Below are 20,441 nucleotides of genomic sequence, written 5' to 3'. Positions count from 1 at the left end.
TCAGCGGGCTCAGCGGGACTACTCGAAGGCCCAGCTGTCCTCGGTGGCGACGGAGCGCAACAGCTCGTGTATTGCCTCGAGCGAACTTTCCCGCGCCTCCGGCGCATGGGCATGGTGCTCGATGAACAATCGGCCGGCGAACGTCCCACAGCTGTACATGTCGACTGGAGTTCTTGCAGGGCAATGCATTTCGCTACGGAAGTCGTCGACCTCCAACCCCGGCGGGGTCTGCACCGCGGGTATCGGGCCGGCGTCGGTGCACAGCACCATCGGTGGCAGGCCGGGCGGACTGCCCTGGTACTGCAGGCTGAAATGCAACACCGACTGCTGGATGACGCCGTCGGCCAGGTCGGCCCGAAACGACGCGACGATGTTGCGGGCCAGCTCGACGATGTCGGTCTCGGCGGTGATCTCGGCGACGAACGTCGCCACTCCCATCGGGTTGGTGCTGCCGGTGTCGCTGACCGGCGGCGAGACGAGATAGCGCAGGTCCACCGGGTAGAGGTAGGGGATCGGGATGTGCGGGGTGTTGCGGCGTTCCCATTCGGTCAGCAGGATGGCCGCCGCCACCAGCGAGTTCAGGCTGAGCTGGTTGGCCAGCCCGAATTCGACGAGGTCGGCTGTCTCCTGCTCGGTGAGCCGGATCCGTGCCGCGGGAATCTCTTGCGGGACATCGGGGTTCGCCGGCAGCGGCGGCGGCTCGCTGGTCGGCAGGTCGTAGGCGAAGATCAGCGGCATGAAACGCTCCAGCCCGGACCGCGCCTTTTTGCCCATGCCCCGCTTCTCCAGCACCTGTTCCAGCGATTCGGGCGCGGGCCCCGGGGTTACCGCACCGACGTCGCCGTTGACGACGGCGTCGGTGTAGCGGGTGAACAGCTCTTCGAGAAGGCTGAACACATGGTGGGCGTCGGCCAGGGCGTGCTGCACGTACAGCGTCAGCTCGCAGCGGTCGCCGTCGAGCTTCAACCGCAGATTCAGCAGCGACTGGTACTGGTCGAGTTGCATCGCGGCGCTCGCCGTCGAACCCGTGGAGGCACCCGCACCGGCGGCCCCGACGAGCCAGATCCCGGGGTGCAGCAGGTCGTCGGCGACAATCTGATGGCGGCCGTCGGCGGCTCGTTCGAGGCGGCCGGCGAAAATCGGGTGTGACTGCAGCAGCGCGTCGAAAGCGTCCGACATCGCGCCGATGTCGACGGTACCGATCAGGTCGACGGCCAGCGCGAAAAACGTCTCGTTGTGCGCGAACACTTCCTCGCTGCGTGCCAGCTTGCGGATCACCGATCCGGGAAACACCTCAACAATCCCCTTGTCTGAATCAGCGAGTGCTCGCGCGACGGTAGCCGACCAGCATCGGCACCACGCAAAGCACGGCGATGCCGGCGGACCACAGCAGCGTCGCGGTCAGCGGTGACCGCACCGGGCCGCCCAGCGACAACCCGCGCATCGCCTCGATCGCGTAGCTCATCGGCTGGTGGGCGACGACGGGCTGAATCCAGCGCGGGTACTGGTCCACCGGCAGGAAGCCGGTGGAGAACACGACCGCGAGGATGTGCACCAGCGTGACGCCCTCGAGGAGAAACGTCCGTGCCGTGTAGAGCGCGACCATGGTGATCAGCGTCGCGAACGCCATCCCGAAAATCAGCGGGACCGCCAGCCATGCCGCGGCCGCGGGCACACCCTGCGTGAAGCGGAATCCGAGTGCCAGGCCGGTAGCGAGTACGACGAAGGTGGTGATCAGGATTCGCACCGCCTCGGCGAGGATGCGGGCCAGGACGCCCGACGCGCGGTGCACCGGCACGACCCAGAGCCGGCGCAGCAGACCGTTGGTGCGCTCCCCGATGAGACCGACCGCCCCGATGGAGGAGCCGTTGATCGCGGCCGCGAGCGCGTTCATCGGCACCGTGCCGTACAGCCCGCTGTGCCCGGTGGTTTGTGAAATCAGCTGCCCGAGAACGATATTCAGTGTCAGCAAGAACATGATGGGCAATACCAGAGTCTCGATGAGTGTCACGGGATCCCGCGACCATCGAACGAGTATCCGTTTGGTCTGCACCAGGGTCTGCGGGATCAGCATCCGCAGCGAATTCTCCGGATGCCACGGGGCGGCATCGCCGGCCGTGATGTGCTCGCGCACGATCGTTGTCATGAGGACCGCCTGGACAGCACCAGCGTCGACGTCGGAACCAGTAGCAACGCCAGGCCGGCCAGCCATGCCAGCGTGGGCGTCAGGACCGGCCAGGTCACCGAACCCGCGGTGGGCAGGGTGTCCCCGGCCAGCGTGCGCAACGCGATCACGAACTGGGAGATCGGCTGGTTGCGGATGACGGGCTGAATCCAGTGCGGGAACTGCTCGACCGGCTGCACTCCGACGGAGAGCAGACCGAAGATCAAGGGGGGCAGTATCAGCAGCGGCATCATCGCCTCCGGGTTGCGGCTGCCGGTGCCGACCAGGTCGGCGGCGAACGACAGCAGCACGCCGATCACGATCACCAACCCGCAGAATGCGGCGATGTACACGGCGCCACGATGGAACCGGAACCCGATCACGTGGCCGCAGATGATCGACACCGTCAAGGCCACCGAACACCGGTACGCCGCGGCAGCGATCCGGGCGGCCACCGGGGTGAGCGGGGCCATCGGCATGGTGCCGAACCGGCGGTTGATTCCCTGCCGAGAGTCGATCGCCGCGCGGAACGCGGTCGAGATGGCGGCGAATACGATCGCCTGCAGGGCGACCAGCGGCATGATGTATTGCGCGTAGCTGCTGGCCGCGGCCCGGGTGGCGTTCGCCATCACGTGGCTCAGCGGCACGTAGAAGCCGGCGGTGAACACCACCGAGGACGCGATGGTCAGTGCCAGCTCCCCGTTGCGCAGGGTCGGCCTGATGAACCGCGCGGTCAGCACCCACCATTGCGTGAGCGCCCGCGGGTTCGCCGGTATGGAGCTCACGGCCGTCACGAAATGACCTCTGCAGCAGAATGTTCGGCGATCGGCGCCGCGGTGGCGTCCTCGGTGAGGGCCAGGAAAACGTCATCCAGCGACGGGCGCCGCAGCGCCAGGTCGGCCACCTCGATGTCGGCGGCCGCCAGCTGTGACACGGCTTCGACGAGGGTGCGGGTGCCGTGCGGCGCCGGCATGGCGATGCGGTCGGACTCGGGCGTCAACGCGGCGCGGTGCTTGTCCGGCAACAGCGAGCCCAGCGCGTCGACGATGGCGGGCAGGTCCTTGATCGCGCGGGGAACGATCTCGCAGAAGCTGGCCCCCGTGCGCTCCTTGAGCTCGTTGGCGGTTCCCTCCGCGATGATCCCGCCGTGGTTGATCACGATGATCCGGTCGGCGAGTTCGTCGGCCTCCTCCAGGTATTGAGTGGTCAGCAGGGTGGCGATTCCGCTGGCCTTGAAGCTGGAGACCAGGTCCCAGATGCTCTGCCGGCTCCTGGGGTCCAGCCCGGTGGTGGGCTCGTCCAGGAACGCCACCTTCGGCCGCACCACCAGGCCGCAGGCGATGTCGATGCGTCTGCGCATGCCGCCCGAGTAGGTGCTCACCCGCCGATCGGCGGCGTGCACCAGATCGAACTCCTCGATGAGTTCGGTGGCCCGGGAAAGCGCCGCCGATCTGCTCAGTCCGTACAGGCGGCCGAACATCACCAGGTTCTCGTGACCGGTCAGCATGTCATCGATGGCCACTTGCTGGCCGGTGAGCATGATCGAACGGCGCACCCCGGCGGGCTCGGTGACACAGTCGTAGCCGGCGACCGCCGCCCGGCCCTGATCCGGCCGGCTCAGCGTCGACAGGATGTCGACGAGCGTGGTCTTGCCGGCGCCGTTCGGGCCCAGCAGACCGATCACTTCGCCGCGGTTGACCTCGAAACTGACCTCGTGCAGTGCCACCACCTCGCCGAAGGTCTTGCGCACTCCGTCGACGACGACTGCCTTCTCGTAGTCCCTATCGGATTTGCTCATCGAAATGTCCTCAACCCGCATCAAGCGTCGACAAGTCCACCAGCGCCAGCTCCACGCGTTCCGAGCCGAAGCTGTCATCGTCGGGCATTGCCTCGATGGCGTCCTCGATCAGCACTCGCAGCGCCATCGGGAAGCGTTGCGCCATCCCCTGAGCCCTTGCGGCCTGAATTCGCCGGGCGTCGTACCACCACTCGAGGTGCAGCACTCCCGAATGTCGGTACACCCGCAGTTCGATGGCGTGGCCCAGGCCGGGGATCGGGTCGCGCACCGGTATCGCCGCGTCGGAGTCGAACTGCACCGGCGCGTCGAGTGGCGGCAGCTCGGGAATTACTCCCGCATAACGGAAGTGGATGTCTGCGGGGCCTTCGGCCGCGAGCAGCCGCGCGGTGGGCGCGTAGACATGACGCAGCAGGCCATAGCCAATCCCGTAGTGCGGAACCGATTTCAGGGTCTCGCGAATCGAGCCCAGCAACTCGGTGGAGTCGCTGTCGCGCACGCAGCGCAACGGCGCCGGGTAGAGCGTGCTGAATCGGCCGATGGTTCTGCGCACGTCGACGTCTGGCCGCAGCACCGAGCGGCCGGTCCCTTCAAGATCGACGGTCACCGTGCCCTCACCGACCGTCTGGGTGATGGTCCGGCTCAGCGCAGCCAGCAGGAGCTCCTCGAGCGACACGGTCAGCCTGCGACGGGCGTCGTCGACCTGTGCCGTCTGGTCGCTGGTCAATGCCGACGGCAGCCGCGTCAGGTCGGCGCGGTGCGGCGGACTGGTGACGCCCGGATCGGCAAGCCGCAGGTTCGCCCGTGCGCTGTCGCGCCAGAAGTCGCTGGATTCCAGGACCGCCGGGTGCGTCGCCAGCGACGCGCACCGCAGTGACCACTCTCGCCAGGTGGCGCTGGTGGGGGGCAGCACGATCTCGTTGCCCGCGAGCCGTTGGGTGAACGCGGTGAAGAGGTCGGTCGCCAGAATTTCACGGGACGTGTTGTCGGCGACCATCTCGTGCACGGACAGGGCCAGGTAGTGCGGGCCGCTGCCCGCACTACTCACGTACGCCGCTGCCAGCGGGTCGGCCGAATCCGGGCCGGAGGCGAGCTCGGCCAGGATGGCCAGGACCGCCTCGCGGGCAGCCGGCGTTTCGGGATCGACGCCGTCGGGCAGTGTGCGCAGCAGCAGCCGGTCGAATTCGCCTGTCGCTTCGGCTTTTCCGGGTACCTTTTCGGGCGCCTTGATGTGTTGCTCCCAGGTCCCGGCACGCTCGACGAGCCGCATGCGCAGCGCGTCGTGGTGGTCGATCACCGCGGCCAGCACCGCGCGGACGTCGTCGGCGCTCACCTTCGGGTCGAGCCGCAGGATCAACGGGATCCGCCAGCTGCCGGTCTCCCGCACGCCGTGTTCGAGGAAGTGCGCGATGGTCGGCGGGACGACGGGATGGGCCGTCTCGTCCGGCGGCTTCGCGAGCCCGCCCGCAGCGTATTGCGCGTCGATGGCCGACGCCAGGCCGGCCAGCGTCGGATGCTCGTAGAGATCCCGCGGAGCGATCTCAAATCCCTCGTGGGCGGCGCTGGTGGCGATGCTGATCGCGATCAGGGAGTCGCCGCCGAGCTCGAAGAAGTTGTCTTTGCGGTCAATGGATTCGACGCCCAGGCATTGCGACCAGATGCGGCGCAAGGTGTCCTCGGTGCTCGACGTGATACCGGGGCCGCGATCCACGGCTGCGCCGTTGCTGGCGCCGTTCGCCGCCGGCTGGCGCGCATCGGTGGTGACGCTGCGGACTGCGACATTTGGCTCGACCCAATGCCGTTGGCGTGCAAAGGGATAGCCCGGCAGCGTGACCAGCTGCGGCCGGGAGCCGGCAGCGGACCCGCTCAGCGGCGACCAGTCGACCGGCACACCCGCCGACCAGAGCTGACCGAGGCCCAGCAGGAAGGCGTCCCGATCGTCGACGGTCTGCACGGGGTGTCGCATCAGCCGGACCGCCCGGTGCCCGCTGGACCATTTCGGGTGGCGTACCGCCGATCCGGTCAGGCTGCCGCCGGGTCCGAGCTCGACGAGGACGCGGTGCGGGTCGGCCAGCATCGCCTCGAGCTCGTCGGAGAACCTGACCGTCGCACGGATCTGGCGCGCCCACCTGGCGGGATCGGTTGCCTCCTCGGCGGACATCCACGTCCCGGTGACGTTGCTGAGCAGCGGTGTGTGTGGTTCGCGGAGCTGCACGCGCGACAGGAAGTCTTCGAATTCCGGTACCACCGCATCCATCGAGCTGGAATGCGCCGCGTGCGATACGCGTACGCGGCGCGCGAGTATCCCGTGCTCGCCGAGGCGCTGGGTGAAGGCGCGGATCGCGTCGTCCGCCCCAGCGACCACGCAGCTGGCGGGGTCGTTGACCACGGCGATGTCGACGCCGGGTACCAGGTGCTCGGCGACGGCGTCGGGGCCCAGCGTCACCGCAACCATGGCGCCGGCCGGCGACGCGTGCAGCAGCTGGGCACGCTTCGCGACAACCTTGATCGCGGTCTCGAGGTCGAAGACGCCGGCCAGCGTGGCCGCGATGTACTCGCCGATGCTGTGTCCGGCGTAGGCGCCGGCGCGGACGCCGTAGCTCTCGGCCAACTTTCCGAGCGCGTATTCCACGGCGAACAGCGCGGGATGAGCGCGGTCGATGTGCTCCAAAGTGGTCGCGGATCCACCGAATACCTCGGCGTGCACGTCGATGCCGGTTTCCGCGCGGAACCCGGCGGCGCAGGCGTCGAAATGTTCAGCGAACACCGGCTCGACGTCGTAGAGCCCCTTCGCCATTCCGACGTGCTGAGCGCCCTGACCCGGAGACAGGAAGACGACACGGTCCAACGCAGCCTTGTCAGCGTCGGTTTCGGTGACGGCCGCACCCTCGATGATGTTGTCGTGTTCGGACGCCCGCAGCACGGTGACCGCCTGCTCGTGGTCGTGCACGACCGCCGCCAGCGTGAGGTTGTGCTTGCGGCGTCCGGCGAGCGTGAAGGCGACGTCGGCCAGGTCCGGGGCGTCCGGGCCGGCCAGCGCGGCGGCCAGCGTTGACCGTGACTCCTCAAGCGCCGCAGCGGTTTTGGCCGACAGTAGCAGCACCTGCGGGCCGGCCGGCTTGGTGTGCGACGTGGCCGCGGCCGGCGCTTCCTCGAGCACGATGTGCGCGTTGGTGCCACCCACGCCGAACGAGCTGACCCCGGCCCGGCGTACCTCGTCGGACTCCCAAGGGCCGTACTCGCTCTGCACGACGAACGGAGTCTGGTCCAGCCGCAGCTCCGGGTTCGGGCTGGTGTAGTGCAGCGTCGGGGGAATCGCCTTGTTCTTCAGGCAGAGAATCGTTTTGATCAGACCTGCGATGCCGGCGGCGACTTCCAGGTGGCCGATGTTGGCCTTGACCGACCCTAGAACACAGGGAGCCTTGCGGGGTGTCTCGGAAACCTCGAACGCCGTTCGGAGGCCGCGGATTTCGATGGGGTCACCGAGCGGGGTGCCGGTGCCGTGGGTTTCGACATAGCTCACCGTCGCGGCATCGACCCCGGACACGGCATGCGCTTCCGCGATGACATCGGCTTGAGCCGCCGGATTGGGCGCCGCGTAACCCATCTTCATCGATCCGTCGTTGTTGATCGCCGATCCGCGGATGACAGCATGAATGCGGTCTCCGGCGTCGATCGCGGCCTGCAACGGCTTGAGGGCCACCATCGCGACACCGCTGCCGAAGACCGTACCGTCGGCGCGCACGTCGAATGGCCGGCAGTGGCCGACCGCCGACACCATCGATCCCGGCGAGTTCCAGTACCCGACGCGGTGCGGTATGCACAATGAGGACCCGCCGGCCAGGGCCATGTCGCATTCGCCGCTGAGCAGGCTCAAGCAGGCCAGGTGAACCGCGACCAGCGAGGACGAGCACGCCGTCTGCACCGCGATGCTCGGGCCGCGCAGGTCGAACGCATGAGAGACCCGGGTGGTCAGAAAGTCTTTGTCGTTCTGCAGGAACAGGCTGAACTGGTCGAAGTTGAGTCCTTCGGCCAACACGGCGCTCGGGTCCCGATGGGACAGCAGGTTGTGCAGCAGATAGCCGCTGGGAGAACTGGTTCCGTACACGCCGATCGAGCCGTCGTAGTGCGCCGGGTCACAGCCGGCGTCCTCGAGGGCATGCCACGCGCACTGCAGAAACAATCGGTGTTGCGGATCGAGGACCTGCGCGGCAAGCGGTGAGAGGCCGAAGAAGTCGGCGTCGAACTCATCGATCGCGTCGAGCAGCGGTGCGCGGCGCACATACGCCGGATTGGCCAGTGTCTGCTCGCTGACCCCTTCGTCGCGCAGCTCCTGCTCGGACAGCGTGACGATCGATTCCTTGCCGCTGACAAGATTGCTCCAGAACGTCGAAAGATCATTGGCGCCCGGAAATTTGCCGGCCATGCCGACCACCGCGATCGCGTTGTCGGGGATGCTCACTGGTTTGGTCCTCCCTGTGCTCCAGGTTTCACTCTGCGCCGCATCGCGGCGCCTTGTCGCGTTGCCGCGCGCTGCTGCGCCCGGTCGCGAACGGTGGCAGTACTTTTCACGTTCTCCGCGCCCACATCCGGGCTCGATAGCCCGAGTTGTCCCATCAGGTCGGCGGTCAAATCTTGCAGGGACGCGCCTTGCAGTATCAGGGTCACCGGCGGCTCTACGCCGAAGTCCGCCCGCGCTCCGTTGCGGATGCGCACCGCCATCAGGGAATCCAGTCCCAAATCGGTCAGGGGCATGCTCGGATCGACGGCCGATGCGTCGGCGTAGCCCATCACCGCCGCGATGCGCGCGCACATCCGTTCGGTCACCGCACGCTGCGCCTGGACGGGGTCGAGGTCGCCAAGCGCGTCGGGCCCGGCCCAGTCGCCGAGGTCGCCCGCGGTATCCAGCTCCTCGACCACCCGGGTGAAATAGCCGATGCCGCGCATCTCCGGGAAGGAGATCAGCGCCCGGTCGGCGCGCAGCCGCGCAACGCCGGTGACGGCACGATCGGCGGCCAGCAGTGCGTCGAGAGCTTCGATGCCCTCCGCGGGTGTGATCGTGTCGAGCACGCTGCCCACCAGGGCCTGCGCCACGCCCACCTCCGACCACGGCCCCCAGTTGATCGCCGCCGCCGGCAGACCCGCCGCTCGGCGCCACGCGACCAACGCGTCGAGCCAGGCGCTGGCGCAGGCATAAGCGGCTTGCCCGGGGGAGCCCAAGAGTGAAGCGACGGAGGAGAATCCGAGCCACCAGTCCAGCTCGCAGCCGGCGCTGGCGTGGTGCATCCGCAAGGCCCCGGCGGCCTTGGGCGCCCACACCCGCTCCAGGCTTTCTCTGGTCATCGAGAACACCAGGCTGTCCTCGATGACGGCGGCGCCGTGCACGATGCCGCGCAGCTCGGTTCTTCCCGCCGCGTCGATGAGGCTCTCGGCCACCCCCGGCGCGGTCACATCGCCTCGGACAACCACGATCTCGGCCCGGGCTTCCAATTCGGCCAGCACCGTGCGCTGTTCGTCGTCGGGTTCGCTGCGGCCGCCCAGGACCACGCGGCCGGCGCCGCGATCCACCAGCCATCGGGCGACGACCAGGCCGAGACCGCCGAGACCGCCGGTGACGACGTACGCGGCGCCCGGCCGCACCACCGGGTTGTGCTTGCCCGAATCGAGAGTGGCGTGCGATAGCCGTTCGACGAAGCGGTGTTCGCCTCGGCGGGCGATCAGGTCGTCGCCACCGGGGCCGTTGAGTTCAGCGGTGAGCGCGGTCATCGGATCGTGCGTGACATCCAGATCCAACAACGTGGCGCGCATGTCCGGATGCTCGAAGGCCAGGGCGCGCACCAGACCTTTCAGCGCGGCCGTCGCGGGGGACACCGGATCGCCGTCGTGAACGCAAAGCCCGCCCCCGCTGACCAACCACAACCGCGGCGATCGGCCGTGCCACGTGCCGACGACCGCACGCACGACGGTCGTGATCGACCACACCGCCTCTCGCGCTGCCAGGAGTCCGTCGTCCAGCCCGGTCGAGGCACCGCCGACGAAGACGACCAAACCCGCGGGCGGGTGCTCCGGATCGCCTGCGGTTTCGGCGAATGCGGCGAGCACCGCGGACTCGTCGTGCAGATCGGCGGTGTGCACCCGCCGCGTCGGCGAGCGCCAGTGCTCGACGAATTGGTCTGCCAGCGATGTGGCCGGTGCATCCAGTGTGGGATCGGTGAGCACCAGCCAACTTCCCGGCTCTGTCGCGGTGGTGTCCGGTGGGACCTCCGTGAGTGGGCTCTCGGCCCATTCGGCGTCGAAGATCTTCTGCGCCAGCGGCAGTGGCACGGCACGGCGTTCGACGCGGCGCAGGTAGATGCCGTCGACCTCGGCGGCGATGGAACCGGAATCCTCGATCAGGGCGATCCGGCCCATCTTGCCGGCGCCGGCGTCCAGATTGGTCAGGTACGCGCGACACCGCAACCGCCGGACCTGCAGACCGAGGTCGCGGTAGACCCGGATCTTCTCGAACGACACTGGCAGATAGCTGGATTCGGCCGAACCCGCGACCTCGCCGTCGGAACTCGCGGCGGCCATGCTTTGCAGCGCCGCGTCCAGCACGACGGGGTGGAGCAGATATCCGGGATGCCGCGGAACCTCGTCGGGAACGGTGATCTCGGTCTCCGACGAACCGTCGGGCAGCCGGGCTATCCGGGTCAGCGCCGCGAAGGCGGGACCGTGGTGTTGGCCGGTCTGGCGCAGCAGGGCATAGAAATCCCCCGGCGAAACGGTTGTCGCGCCCGCGGAACCCGTTGGCTCGTCGTAGGTGCGCGCGGCGGCGGCCGGTGCCTGTTCGACCATTGCGCTGGCGTGCCTGGTGAACTCACCGGCGGCGGCACGAGAATAGATCTCGACGCGGATCCGACTGTCTCCGTGACGAATCAACTGTGTTGTCAGCATCGTGTGGCGGTCGAGGGGAAGCATCTGCTCCACCTCGAACTGGGTGATCACGACGCGGCCGGGGCCTGCTTGGAGTCCTGCACCGGCGGCCGCCAGGGCGATCTCGGCGAATCCCGCGGCCGGCATGATGGACTGGCCGAACACCTTGTGGTCGGCCAGCCACGGACACACGTCGGTTCCCACGTCGGATTGCCAGACATGGCCGCCGCTGGACGGCATTTCGATGTGCGCGCCGAGCAGCGGGTGTCCGGCGGCCAACTCGGACAGCGCCGAGCGGTCCGCGACCCAGAATCTGTCGTGGTGCCACGGTGTGGGTGGCAGATCCACCAGTTGACCCGCGGTGTGGTCCGCGGCCACCGCTCCGACGGCGGCGAGTTGGGCGTGCAGGAACAGGGTCTGGTCGTGCTCGCGGTTCATCGCCGCCAAGACGGTGTGGCTGCCGGTGCCCTCCAGGGTGTCGGCGATGGCGTGCGTGAGTACGGGGTGCGGGCTCATCTCGACGAAGGTGTGATTGGACCCACCGGCGCTGCTGCCGGCATGGGCGATGGCCTGGCGGAATCGCACCGGGTTGCGCAGGTTTGCCGACCAGTAGTCGGCATCCATCGCCCGGTGTGACGTTTCGTCCAGGGGGCGGGTGGTGGTGATGATCGGGATGCTCGGCGCCTGCGGTGCCAAATCGGCCAGTGCGCTTCGTAATTCGGGCAGTATCGGATCGATGATCGGGTGATGCGAAGCGACGTCGACTTCGATCCGCCGCGCCAACCGGTTCTGTGCGGCCGCCGCCGAGATCACCGCGTCCACCTGTTCCGGCGGCCCGGCGATCACCGTCTGGCGCGGCGAGGCATGCACTGCCAGCGTCACGTCCGGGTAGTCGGCAAGCAGCGACGCGACGGCTTGGGTGTCCGAGGCGTCCAGCTCCAGCAGCGCCATCGCCCCCTGCCCGGACAGCCGCGCCATCAACCGCGATCGGGTGGCGATCACCCGCAGGCCCTGTTCGGGCGTCAACGCGCCGGCCACCACCGCCGCGGCAACCTCGCCCATCGAGTGCCCGATCACCGCATCCGGTGTCACGCCGTAGGACTTCCACAGTTCGGTCAGCGCCAACTGCATCCCGACCAGCACCGGCTGGATGCGGTCGATACCTGATACCGCTTCGCCGTCGGCAAGCGTCTGCTGCAGCGAAAAACCGGTCTGGGCCACGAATATCGGCTCGAGTTCGGCTATCGCCTTGGCGAATGCCGGTTCTTCGGACAGCAGCTGCCGTCCCATCCCGGCCCACTGCGAACCCTGACCGGAATAAACGAACACCCGGCCGGGCGCGGCGGCGTGCTGATCGCAACCGACGACACCCACGCGCGGTTGCCCGGCCGCCAGCGCCCGCAACCCGGCAATCGCCTCCGCGCGGTCGCGCGCGACCACCGTGGCGAACTTCGGATGCCTGGTCCGGTGCCGGCTCAGCGTGTGCGCCACGTCGGCCAGGGACGCCGTCGCGCCCGGGCCGGACATCCAGTCGGCCAGCGCCGCCGCCATCGAGGCCACCCGCTGCGGGGTCTTGCCCGACACCGTCAGCGCCGAAACATGCGGTGTGCCAACGGGGGTCGCGAGGCCCCCGGTATCGGGCGTGTCGGGTGCCTGCTCGATCACCAGATGCGCATTGGTCCCGCTGAGGCCGAACGACGACACCGCACCCCGGCGCGGACCCGTCGAGGCCGGCCACGGGCCGCTCTCGGTGGGCACGAACAGGCGCGTCGCCGACGCGTCGATGGCCGGGTTCCATCGGCTGAAGTGCAGATTGCGGGGAATGCGCCCGCGCTCCACCGCCAGCACCGCCTTGATGAATCCGGCCACCCCGGCAGCCGCCTCCAGGTGGCCGATGTTGGTCTTGACCGATCCCAATGCGCACGAGCCGGCACCGGGGCCTTTGCGAACACCGTAGGTCGCCGCGAGCGACTCGAACTCGATGGGGTCACCCAACACCGTTCCGGTGCCGTGTGTTTCGACGTAGTCGACACTGTCGGGACTGACATCCGCGAGCCGCAGCGCGGTCGTGATCACGTCGCGTTGCGCCAGCGCGTTCGGCGCGGTCATGCCGTTGGACCGACCGTCGGAGTTGGTGGCCGAGCCACGCACCACCGCCAGCACCCGATCCTGATCGCGTAACGCATCCGCCAGGCGTTTGAGCACCACCACGCCGCAGCCCTCGCCGCGGACGAATCCGTCCGCGTTGGCGTCGAAGCTGTTGCACCGCCCCGTCGGCGACAGCGCGGACCACTTGGACAACGCGATCGCGGTGAACGGGGACAAGGTGAGCTGCACCCCGCCGGCCAGGGCCACGTCGGTCTCGCGCAGCCTCAGGCTTTGGCAGGCCAGGTGGATTGCCACCAGCGACGACGAGCACGCGGTATCCACGGCGACGGCCGGACCACGTAGTCCCAGCAGATACGAGATCCGTCCCACCGCGGCGCAGTGCGGCGTCCCGGTGCTCAGGTAAGCGTCGATGTCGGCTCGCCGCTCGATGTTGACGATCGTGTAGTCCCACGACGACAGGCCCATCGTCACGCCGGTTCGGCTGCCGCTCAGGGAATCCGGTGGAATGCCTGCGTGCTCGAGCGCTTCCCAGGCGACCTCGAGCAGCAGCCGGTGCTGCGGGTCCATCGCCACGGCTTCGCGCGGAGTGATGCCGAAGAAGTCGGCATCGAAGGCGTCGGCGTCAGGAATGAAACCGCCCCATTTCGTCGTCATCCGTCCCGACGCCGCGGGATCCGGATCGTAGAACGCCTCCGCATCCCACCGATCCGGCGGGACCTCGGCGATCGCGTCCACGCCGTCCACCAACAGCTGCCAAAAGCTGTCCGGCCCGGTCACATTCCCCGGGAAACGACAACCGATGCCCACCACCGCGACGGGCTCCGCGATGTCGGTCGGGAAGGCCGTGCCGGCCCGGACCAGCTCACGCGCCAGCGCCGCGCGCGCGTTCGGCGACAATTGCGCCGCGCGCTCCGCCAGACTCGTCATGAATCGCCTCTCGTCGCGGCTTCCAGCTCGCTGGCGTCGACCAGATCGGAGAGCAAGTCCAGTTCCTCGTCGGACAATTCGGCTTCCCCATCGGGGGTCTCGGCTGCGGCCGGTGGCGCGTAGTCCATGCGTTCGCACAGGGCCGTCGCGAGATCGGTGGTCGTGGGGTATGCCCATACCAACGCGACCGGCAACGTGATGCCCAGGCTTGCCTCCAGCCGATTTCGCAATTCCAGGCCCATCAGCGAGTCGAGGCCAAGGGTTTCCAGCGGCCGGTCGTGGTCGATGGGATCGCTCGAGCGCAGCACCCCGCGGATCTCGTCGGCAATCGCGGCTGCCAGGTGTCCCGGGCGCTCGGCGGCGTCGAGGGCGTCCAGCTGCGCCCGAATCTTGCCGCCGCCCCGACGCTCCCCACTTTTCCGGGCCGCGGCGTCATGCAATTTCGCGAACAGCGACGATCCCGCGACCGCGGGGAAGGATTGGAACCACTGCCGCGCGTCGAGGCTGAGCACACCGGTACGGCCCCGGTCGGCGGCGAGCACCGTCTGCATCGCGGCCAGCCCCTGGTCGACGGTGATCAGCGACACGCCGAGATCGGCGAAGAACTGGGCGCGGCCGACCTCGGCCCATGGCCCCCAGTTGATTCCGACGGCGGGCAGTCCGGCGGCGCGCCGGTATGCGACGAGGCCGTCGACCCAGGAGTTCGCGGCGGCGTAGGCGCCCTGCCCGGGGGTGCCCAGCAGCGAGGAGGCCGAGGAGAAGGTAAGCCACCAGTCGACGTCGCGCGCGGCGGTCGCCTGATGCAGCCGCCAGCTGCCGGTCACCTTGGGGGCGAACACCCGCCGGGCGGCGGTATCCGTCATGTTCAGCACGATCTCGTCGGCGAGCACCATCGCACTGTGCAGCACTCCGGCCAGCCGGAAGCCGGCGGCGTCGACGGCCGCCACCAGCCGGTCGGCGGTGCCGGGCTCGGCGATGTCGCCGATGGCCACCTCGATCCGGTGACCCGCTGCATTGAGCTCCTCGATGGTGGCCCGAACTTCGTCGGTGGGAGCCGAACGCCCGTTCAGGACAATCAATCCCGCGCCTTGCTGGGCGAGCCACTGGGCGACCACGAAACCGAGACCGCCCATGCCGCCGACGATCAGATAGCCGCCGTCGCTGCTGACCAGTGGCTGAGGCGGTGGGGCTGCGACCGCCTCGATGGTCTCGTGCTCCGGTATGGAGATGACGATTTTGCCGGTGTGCCTACCGGAGGCCATCAGCCGGAACGCGTCGGCCGCCTGGTGCAGGCTGAACTCGGTGACGGGCAGCACCTCGAGTGTGCCGTCGGCCACGTGGCCCAGGATGTGTTGCAGAAGCCGGCGGTACTTCGCCGGCTGCAGCTTCAGGTTGAGGTCGAGGTCGACGACGGCGAATGACGCGCTTTTCGCGAGCCCGGCCAATCCCAGGCTGGCATCGGCGAAGACGTCCTTCTTGCCCAGTTCGATGAACCGCCCGCCGGGCGCAAGGATCTGGACGCCGCGTTGGATCGCTTCGCCCGCAAGGGAATTGAGAATGACATCGACACCGTGGCCGTCGGTGAGCTCGAGTATCTCGTCGGCGAAGTCCAGGCTTCTCGAGTCGCCGACGTACTCGACGCCGAGTCCGGACAGCATTTCGCGTTTGGCGTCCGAGCCGGCCGTCGTGTAGATGCGCGCGCCGACCATCTTCGCGATCGACAGCGCCGCCATCCCGACACCGCCGGTGGCGGAGTGAATGAGCACGCGTTCGCCGGGCGCCAGCCGCCCCACCTCGCACAGTGAGTGCCAGGCGGTGAGGTACGCGACGCCGAACGTCGCCGCCTCGTAGTCGGGCAGCGTGTCGGGGATGGGGACGACGAGATCGGCGATGGTGCCCAGGTGAGTGCCGAAAGTGCCGGGGCCGAAAGCGATGACGCGCTGCCCGGGCTCGACGGAATCGACGCCGTCGCCGACGGCGGTCACGTAGCCGACGCACTCGCCGCCGATGACCGGCGCGGCACCGTCGAGTCCCGGATACACGCCCATCGCCTTGAGCACGTCGCTGAAGTTCAGGCCCGCGGCGGCGACCCGGACCTCGACCTGATCGCCGTGCGGCTTGATCCGCTTGACCTGATGGACAGTCAGTGCGTCCAGCCGACCGGGTTGATCGATCTGCAGCCGCACCGAGCCCGTCCCGTCGAGTTCGACGACGGTGCGGCGGGTGTCACCGGCGAGATCGCCGTTCGCCGTGGTCGGCGCGGGCACCAGCCGGTTCACGTAGCGCCGGCCGTCGCGGTAGGCGACCTCGTCCTGGTCGGCACCGGCGAGCAATTCCCCGGTCAGGTCCGCCAGTGCGCCCTCCAATGACGTCAAGCCTTCCGGTTCGATGTCCACCAGGGTGGCCGCCAGTTCCGAATGCTCGAAGGTGAGCACCCGCGCGAGTCCCCGTAGCCCGGTCTGTGCCAACGTGACTGACTCGCGGGGGTCGAGCTGCTGTGCGCCCCGCGTGACGATCCACAGTCGCGGGCTCTTGCGCGCGCCCATGCGCGTCAGGGTCTCGACCACCTTGGCGATCAGCAGGGTGCGCGTCCGGGCCAACTCCAGTTGAGCCTCATCCGGCAACGACTCGTCGATCGACCGGGGCGGGCAGGCCACGACGATGCCGTCCCAGGCGATGTCGCTTCGGGTGATGACCGCACGGAGCGCCGCCTCGTCGCTCGCGGTGACCAATTCGACTTCGACCTGCCGGTCTTGCAGCGACGACCGCAGCCCCGACAGCAGCGGGTCGCCCGCGACGTCCCCGATCAGCAGCAGGGCACCCGTCGTCGTGTCGGCGGTTGTTTCCAGCGGTGCGGGCTCCCATTCCAAGGCGAACAGGCGCTCGGTGAGTTCGTTTGCGCCGCCGTGTGATCCGAGCACCGCCATCTCGACCTCGTCGATGACGAGGAGCGGTTGGCCGGCCGGATCGGTCAGCACCACGTCGCCGACGAGCCGACCGTCGGCCGCGGCGAGCGAGCCGACCGCGCGGACGCCGCGGGTGATGTCGCCGTAGATGTGCACGCCCGCGTAACGCACCGGCACCACCAGAGTTGACCGGGCGGCCTGCCCGCCGGCCAGGTCGGTCGCGACCCGGGTCGCGCCGAGTGTCTGTAACGCGATGTCCATCATCACCGGATGCAGCAGGAAGGCGCGGGAACCCGTTCTGGCCGAAGAAGGTAACCGCACCTCGGCGCGGGCCGCCCCGGATTCCCCGACACCGAGGCCGACAATGCCCTGGAACGCGGGTCCGTGCTGTTGGCCGGCGCCGCGCAGCCGTTGATACAGGTCCTCGGGGTCGAGTTCATCCACCGCGGCGTCGGGGGGCGGTAACTCCACCGCCGCAACGGACTCGGCGCGCGCGACGGTTGCGGTGGCATGCGTAATCCAACCCGAAGATCCTTTGCGGGAACGTATTTCGATCCGGCACCGCTGCTCGTCGCCGGTCAGCGTGGTGACCAGAACGGTCCCTTCGATCACCTGCAGCATCTGATGAAGGGCAAGCTCGCTGATCATCCAGGGCTGCTCCTGGGTGGGCGCGAAGGTGTCCGTCGCCGCCGCCAGCGCGACCTCGGCGTAGGCCGCGCCCGGCAGCACCACGAGATCGTCGATGACGTGGTCCCCGAGCCACAGCAGACCGGGGTCGAGCTCGCTTTCCCAGACCCGGGTGCCGTTGGTGGGATCGGTGACCCCGATGCCGAGCAGCGGGTGAGTGCCGGCCGTCTGGAACGCGGCCGATGTGGTGCTGATCCAGTGCCGGGTGTGCTGCCACGGGGTGGTGGGCAGCACGGGGTGTGGTTCGGGCGGGTGCGGGGTTTGGGGTGGGTGGGTGGTGTGGGCGGTGTTCAGGTTGGTGTGGAAGGTCAGGGTGTCGTGCGCGTCGCGTTGCAGAGTGCCGATGCTGAGGTAGTTATCGGTGTCGGTGCCCTCGAGGGCGCTTTTGAGGGTGTCGCTGATCGCATGCGTCAGCAGCGGGTGCGCGCTGACCTCGATGAAAGTGTGGCAGGCGTGACGGTCCGCCGCGCGAGTGATGGCCTGGTGGAAGCGCACCGGATTGCGCATGTTGGTCGCCCAGTACTCGGCATCGAAGACCGCGTCGGTGCGCAGGTCGGCGTAGGTGGTGGAGATGATCGGGATGCTCGGTTGCCGCGGGGTCAGATCGGCCAATTCCGAACGCATCCGGGGTTGGAGTGCGTCCATGGCCGGGTTGTGCGGGGCCACCTCGATGTTGACCCGGTTGGCGAAACCGTGCTGCTGACGGACCTTTTCGATCAGTTCGTCGATCAAACCGGTCGGCCCGGAGATCACGCTTTGGCGCGGCGAGGCATGGATACCCAGGGTCACTTGCGGATAGTCGGCGATCAATGCCTCGGTGGCCTCGGCGTCGAGCTCCACCAGCGCCATCGTGCCCTGCCCGGACAATGGCGCCATCAGCCGCGACCGCGTCGCGGTGACCCGTAGGCCCTGCGCCGGCGTGAGCGCCCCGGCGACCACCGCGGCGGCCACTTCGCCCATCGAGTGACCTATCACCGCATCGGGGATCACCCCGTAGGAGCGCCACAGCGCGGTGAGCGCCAATTGGATCCCGAAAAGGCCCAGCTGGATCTGTTCGATGCCGACAAGCTCCTTACCGCCGGCGATCACGTCGTGCAGCGAAAACCCGGCCTGGGCAACAAAATCCGGCTCCAGTTCGGCGACGGCCGCAGCAAAGGCCGGCTCGTCGGCCAGCAGTTGGCGACCCATTCCGGCCCACTGCGATCCTCGTCCGGAGTAGACGAATACGGTGCCCGGTCCGACGGCGGATTCACGGGGGGCGACCACGCCGGGGGCGGCTGCACCCGAGGCGAGTGCGCGCAACCCCGCCACCGCCTGGTCGCGGTCCAGTGCGGCCACCGTGCCGAACTTGGCCTGGCGCGCGCGGTGATGGTTGACGGTGTGCGCGACGTCGGCCAGCGGCACCTGGGCACCGGGCCCTTCCAGCCAGTCGGCCAGCACCGATGCCGTCGCGGCCACCCGCTGCGGCGTCTTGCCCGACACCACCAGCGTCGACAGCGCGGGATCCGGGCCGCGCCGTGGCACGCCTACCGGATCCGGCGCTTGCTCGATCACCACATGCGCGTTCGTCCCGCTGACGCCGAACGACGATACCCCCGCCCGGCGCGGCCTACCGGTGGCCGGCCATTCGAGCTCCTCGGCCGCAATGTGCAGCCGGGCTGCGGCCTCACTCGCATGCGCCGTCAACTGGTGGAAGTTGAGATGACGCGGAATGTGCCCGTGACGGACGGCGAGAACGGCCTTCATGAGCCCGGCGACACCCGCGGCCGCCTCCAGATGGCCGACGTTGGTTTTGACCGAACCGATCACCAACGGCGGGCCACTCTCCCTATCGCCGAAAACCTTGCTCAGCGAATCGAGTTCGATAGGGTCGCCGAGCGGCGTCCCGGTGCCGTGGGCCTCGATGTAGTCGATGTCGGCCGGCTGCAACTTCGACGACGTCAATGCGGTGCGTAGCAACGCCTGCTGGGCCGGCCCGTTGGGAACGGTGACCCCACTGCTGGCGCCGTCCTGGTTGACCGCCGTGCCGCGCACGACGGCCAGGACGCGGTTGCCGTCGCGCAGCGCGTCTTTCAGCCGCTTGAGTACCACCACGCCGGCGCCCTCGCCGCGCACGTACCCGTCGGCGGACACGTCGAAGGTCTTGCACCGGCCCTCCGGCGACAGCATCCCCCAGCGCGAGCAGGCGATGCTCGGCCCGGGGCTGAGCAGCAGGTTGGTGCCGCCCACCAGCGCCATGTCACTTTCCCGCAAGCGCAGGCTCTGGCAGGCCAGATGCACCGCCACCAACGAGGACGAGCAGGCCGTGTCGAGGACCACCGCGGGACCGCGCGCGCCGAGGATGTAGGCCAGCCGCCCCGCGGCGAAGTTCGCCGAGTTTCCGGTCGGGATGTAGGCGTCGAGGTCTTCGGGCCGCAACCGGCCGGCCAGCGTCAGCATGTAGTCGTAGGCGGTGACCCCGACGAACACCCCGGTTTGGGTCCCGCGAATGCCCTGCGGCGCAACGCCCGCGTTCTCGAGCGCTTCCCAGGCGACTTCGATGAGCAACCGCTGCTGCGGGTCCATTGCCGCCGCTTCGCGTGGGGAGATCGAGAAGAACTCGGCGTCGAACTCATCCGGCTGCCAGCTGGTGAGGAAGCCGCCTTCCCGGCTGCAGATGGTGCCCGGGACGGTGTGATCGTCGGTGTAGTACGCGTCGGCGTCCCACCGGTTGGCGGGAACGCGGACGATGCCGCTTCGGCCGTCGCGCAACAAGTCCCAGAACTGTTCCGGGTTGTTCACCCCGCCCGGGAACCGGCAACCCATGCCGACCACCGCGATCGGTTCGGTGCCGGCCTGCTCGGCGATCGCGAGACGCGCCGTGAGGTCGTCGATCTTGTGCAGCGCCTCGGTGATGATCGCCCGGCGGTCAGGACTCGGGGCATTGGGACTAGTCACA

General features: G+C 68.6%; 7 protein-coding genes. All 7 read right to left on the bottom strand.

The features are described from left to right. Window positions 1-18: 18 nt before the first annotated feature. Genes ACX9NE_RS26185 through ACX9NE_RS26155 form a run of 7 tightly spaced genes read right to left on the bottom strand, consistent with a single transcriptional unit; the run spans window position 19 to window position 20,440 of the window. A complete protein-coding gene (locus ACX9NE_RS26185; RefSeq protein ID WP_459364512.1) occupies window positions 19-1,293 on the bottom strand; it encodes a phthiocerol/phthiodiolone dimycocerosyl transferase family protein in 1,275 nt (424 codons plus the stop codon). A 22-nt stretch (window positions 1,294-1,315) separates the two neighbouring features. Beyond that, window positions 1,316-2,146: an ABC transporter permease gene (locus ACX9NE_RS26180; protein ID WP_459364513.1), complete on the bottom strand. Its 831-nt coding sequence runs from the start codon at window positions 2,144-2,146 to the stop codon at window positions 1,316-1,318. Then, window positions 2,143-2,958 (bottom strand): ABC transporter permease, encoded by an 816-nt coding sequence (locus ACX9NE_RS26175; RefSeq protein ID WP_459364514.1) that lies wholly within the window; start codon window positions 2,956-2,958, stop codon window positions 2,143-2,145. The genes ACX9NE_RS26180 and ACX9NE_RS26175 overlap by 4 nt, the downstream gene beginning before the upstream one ends. Further along, a complete protein-coding gene (locus ACX9NE_RS26170) occupies window positions 2,955-3,962 on the bottom strand; it encodes an ATP-binding cassette domain-containing protein (protein WP_459364515.1) in 1,008 nt (335 codons plus the stop codon). Before ACX9NE_RS26170 ends, ACX9NE_RS26175 begins: the two co-directional genes overlap by 4 nt. Window positions 3,963-3,972: 10 nt before the next feature. Next, window positions 3,973-8,421 (bottom strand): type I polyketide synthase, encoded by a 4,449-nt coding sequence (locus ACX9NE_RS26165; RefSeq protein WP_459364516.1) that lies wholly within the window; start codon window positions 8,419-8,421, stop codon window positions 3,973-3,975. Further along, complete coding sequence (locus ACX9NE_RS26160) at window positions 8,418-13,910, bottom strand: type I polyketide synthase (protein ID WP_459364517.1); 5,493 nt, start codon at window positions 13,908-13,910, stop codon at window positions 8,418-8,420. Before ACX9NE_RS26160 ends, ACX9NE_RS26165 begins: the two co-directional genes overlap by 4 nt. Then, on the bottom strand, window positions 13,907-20,440 hold the full coding sequence (locus ACX9NE_RS26155; RefSeq protein WP_459364518.1) for a type I polyketide synthase: 6,534 nt from the start codon (window positions 20,438-20,440) through the stop codon (window positions 13,907-13,909). The genes ACX9NE_RS26160 and ACX9NE_RS26155 overlap by 4 nt, the downstream gene beginning before the upstream one ends. Between the last annotated feature and the right edge of the window lies 1 nt (window position 20,441).

Source organism: Mycobacterium sp. ML4 (assembly GCF_054515735.1).
This window is presented reverse-complemented; position numbering and strand designations above follow the sequence as displayed.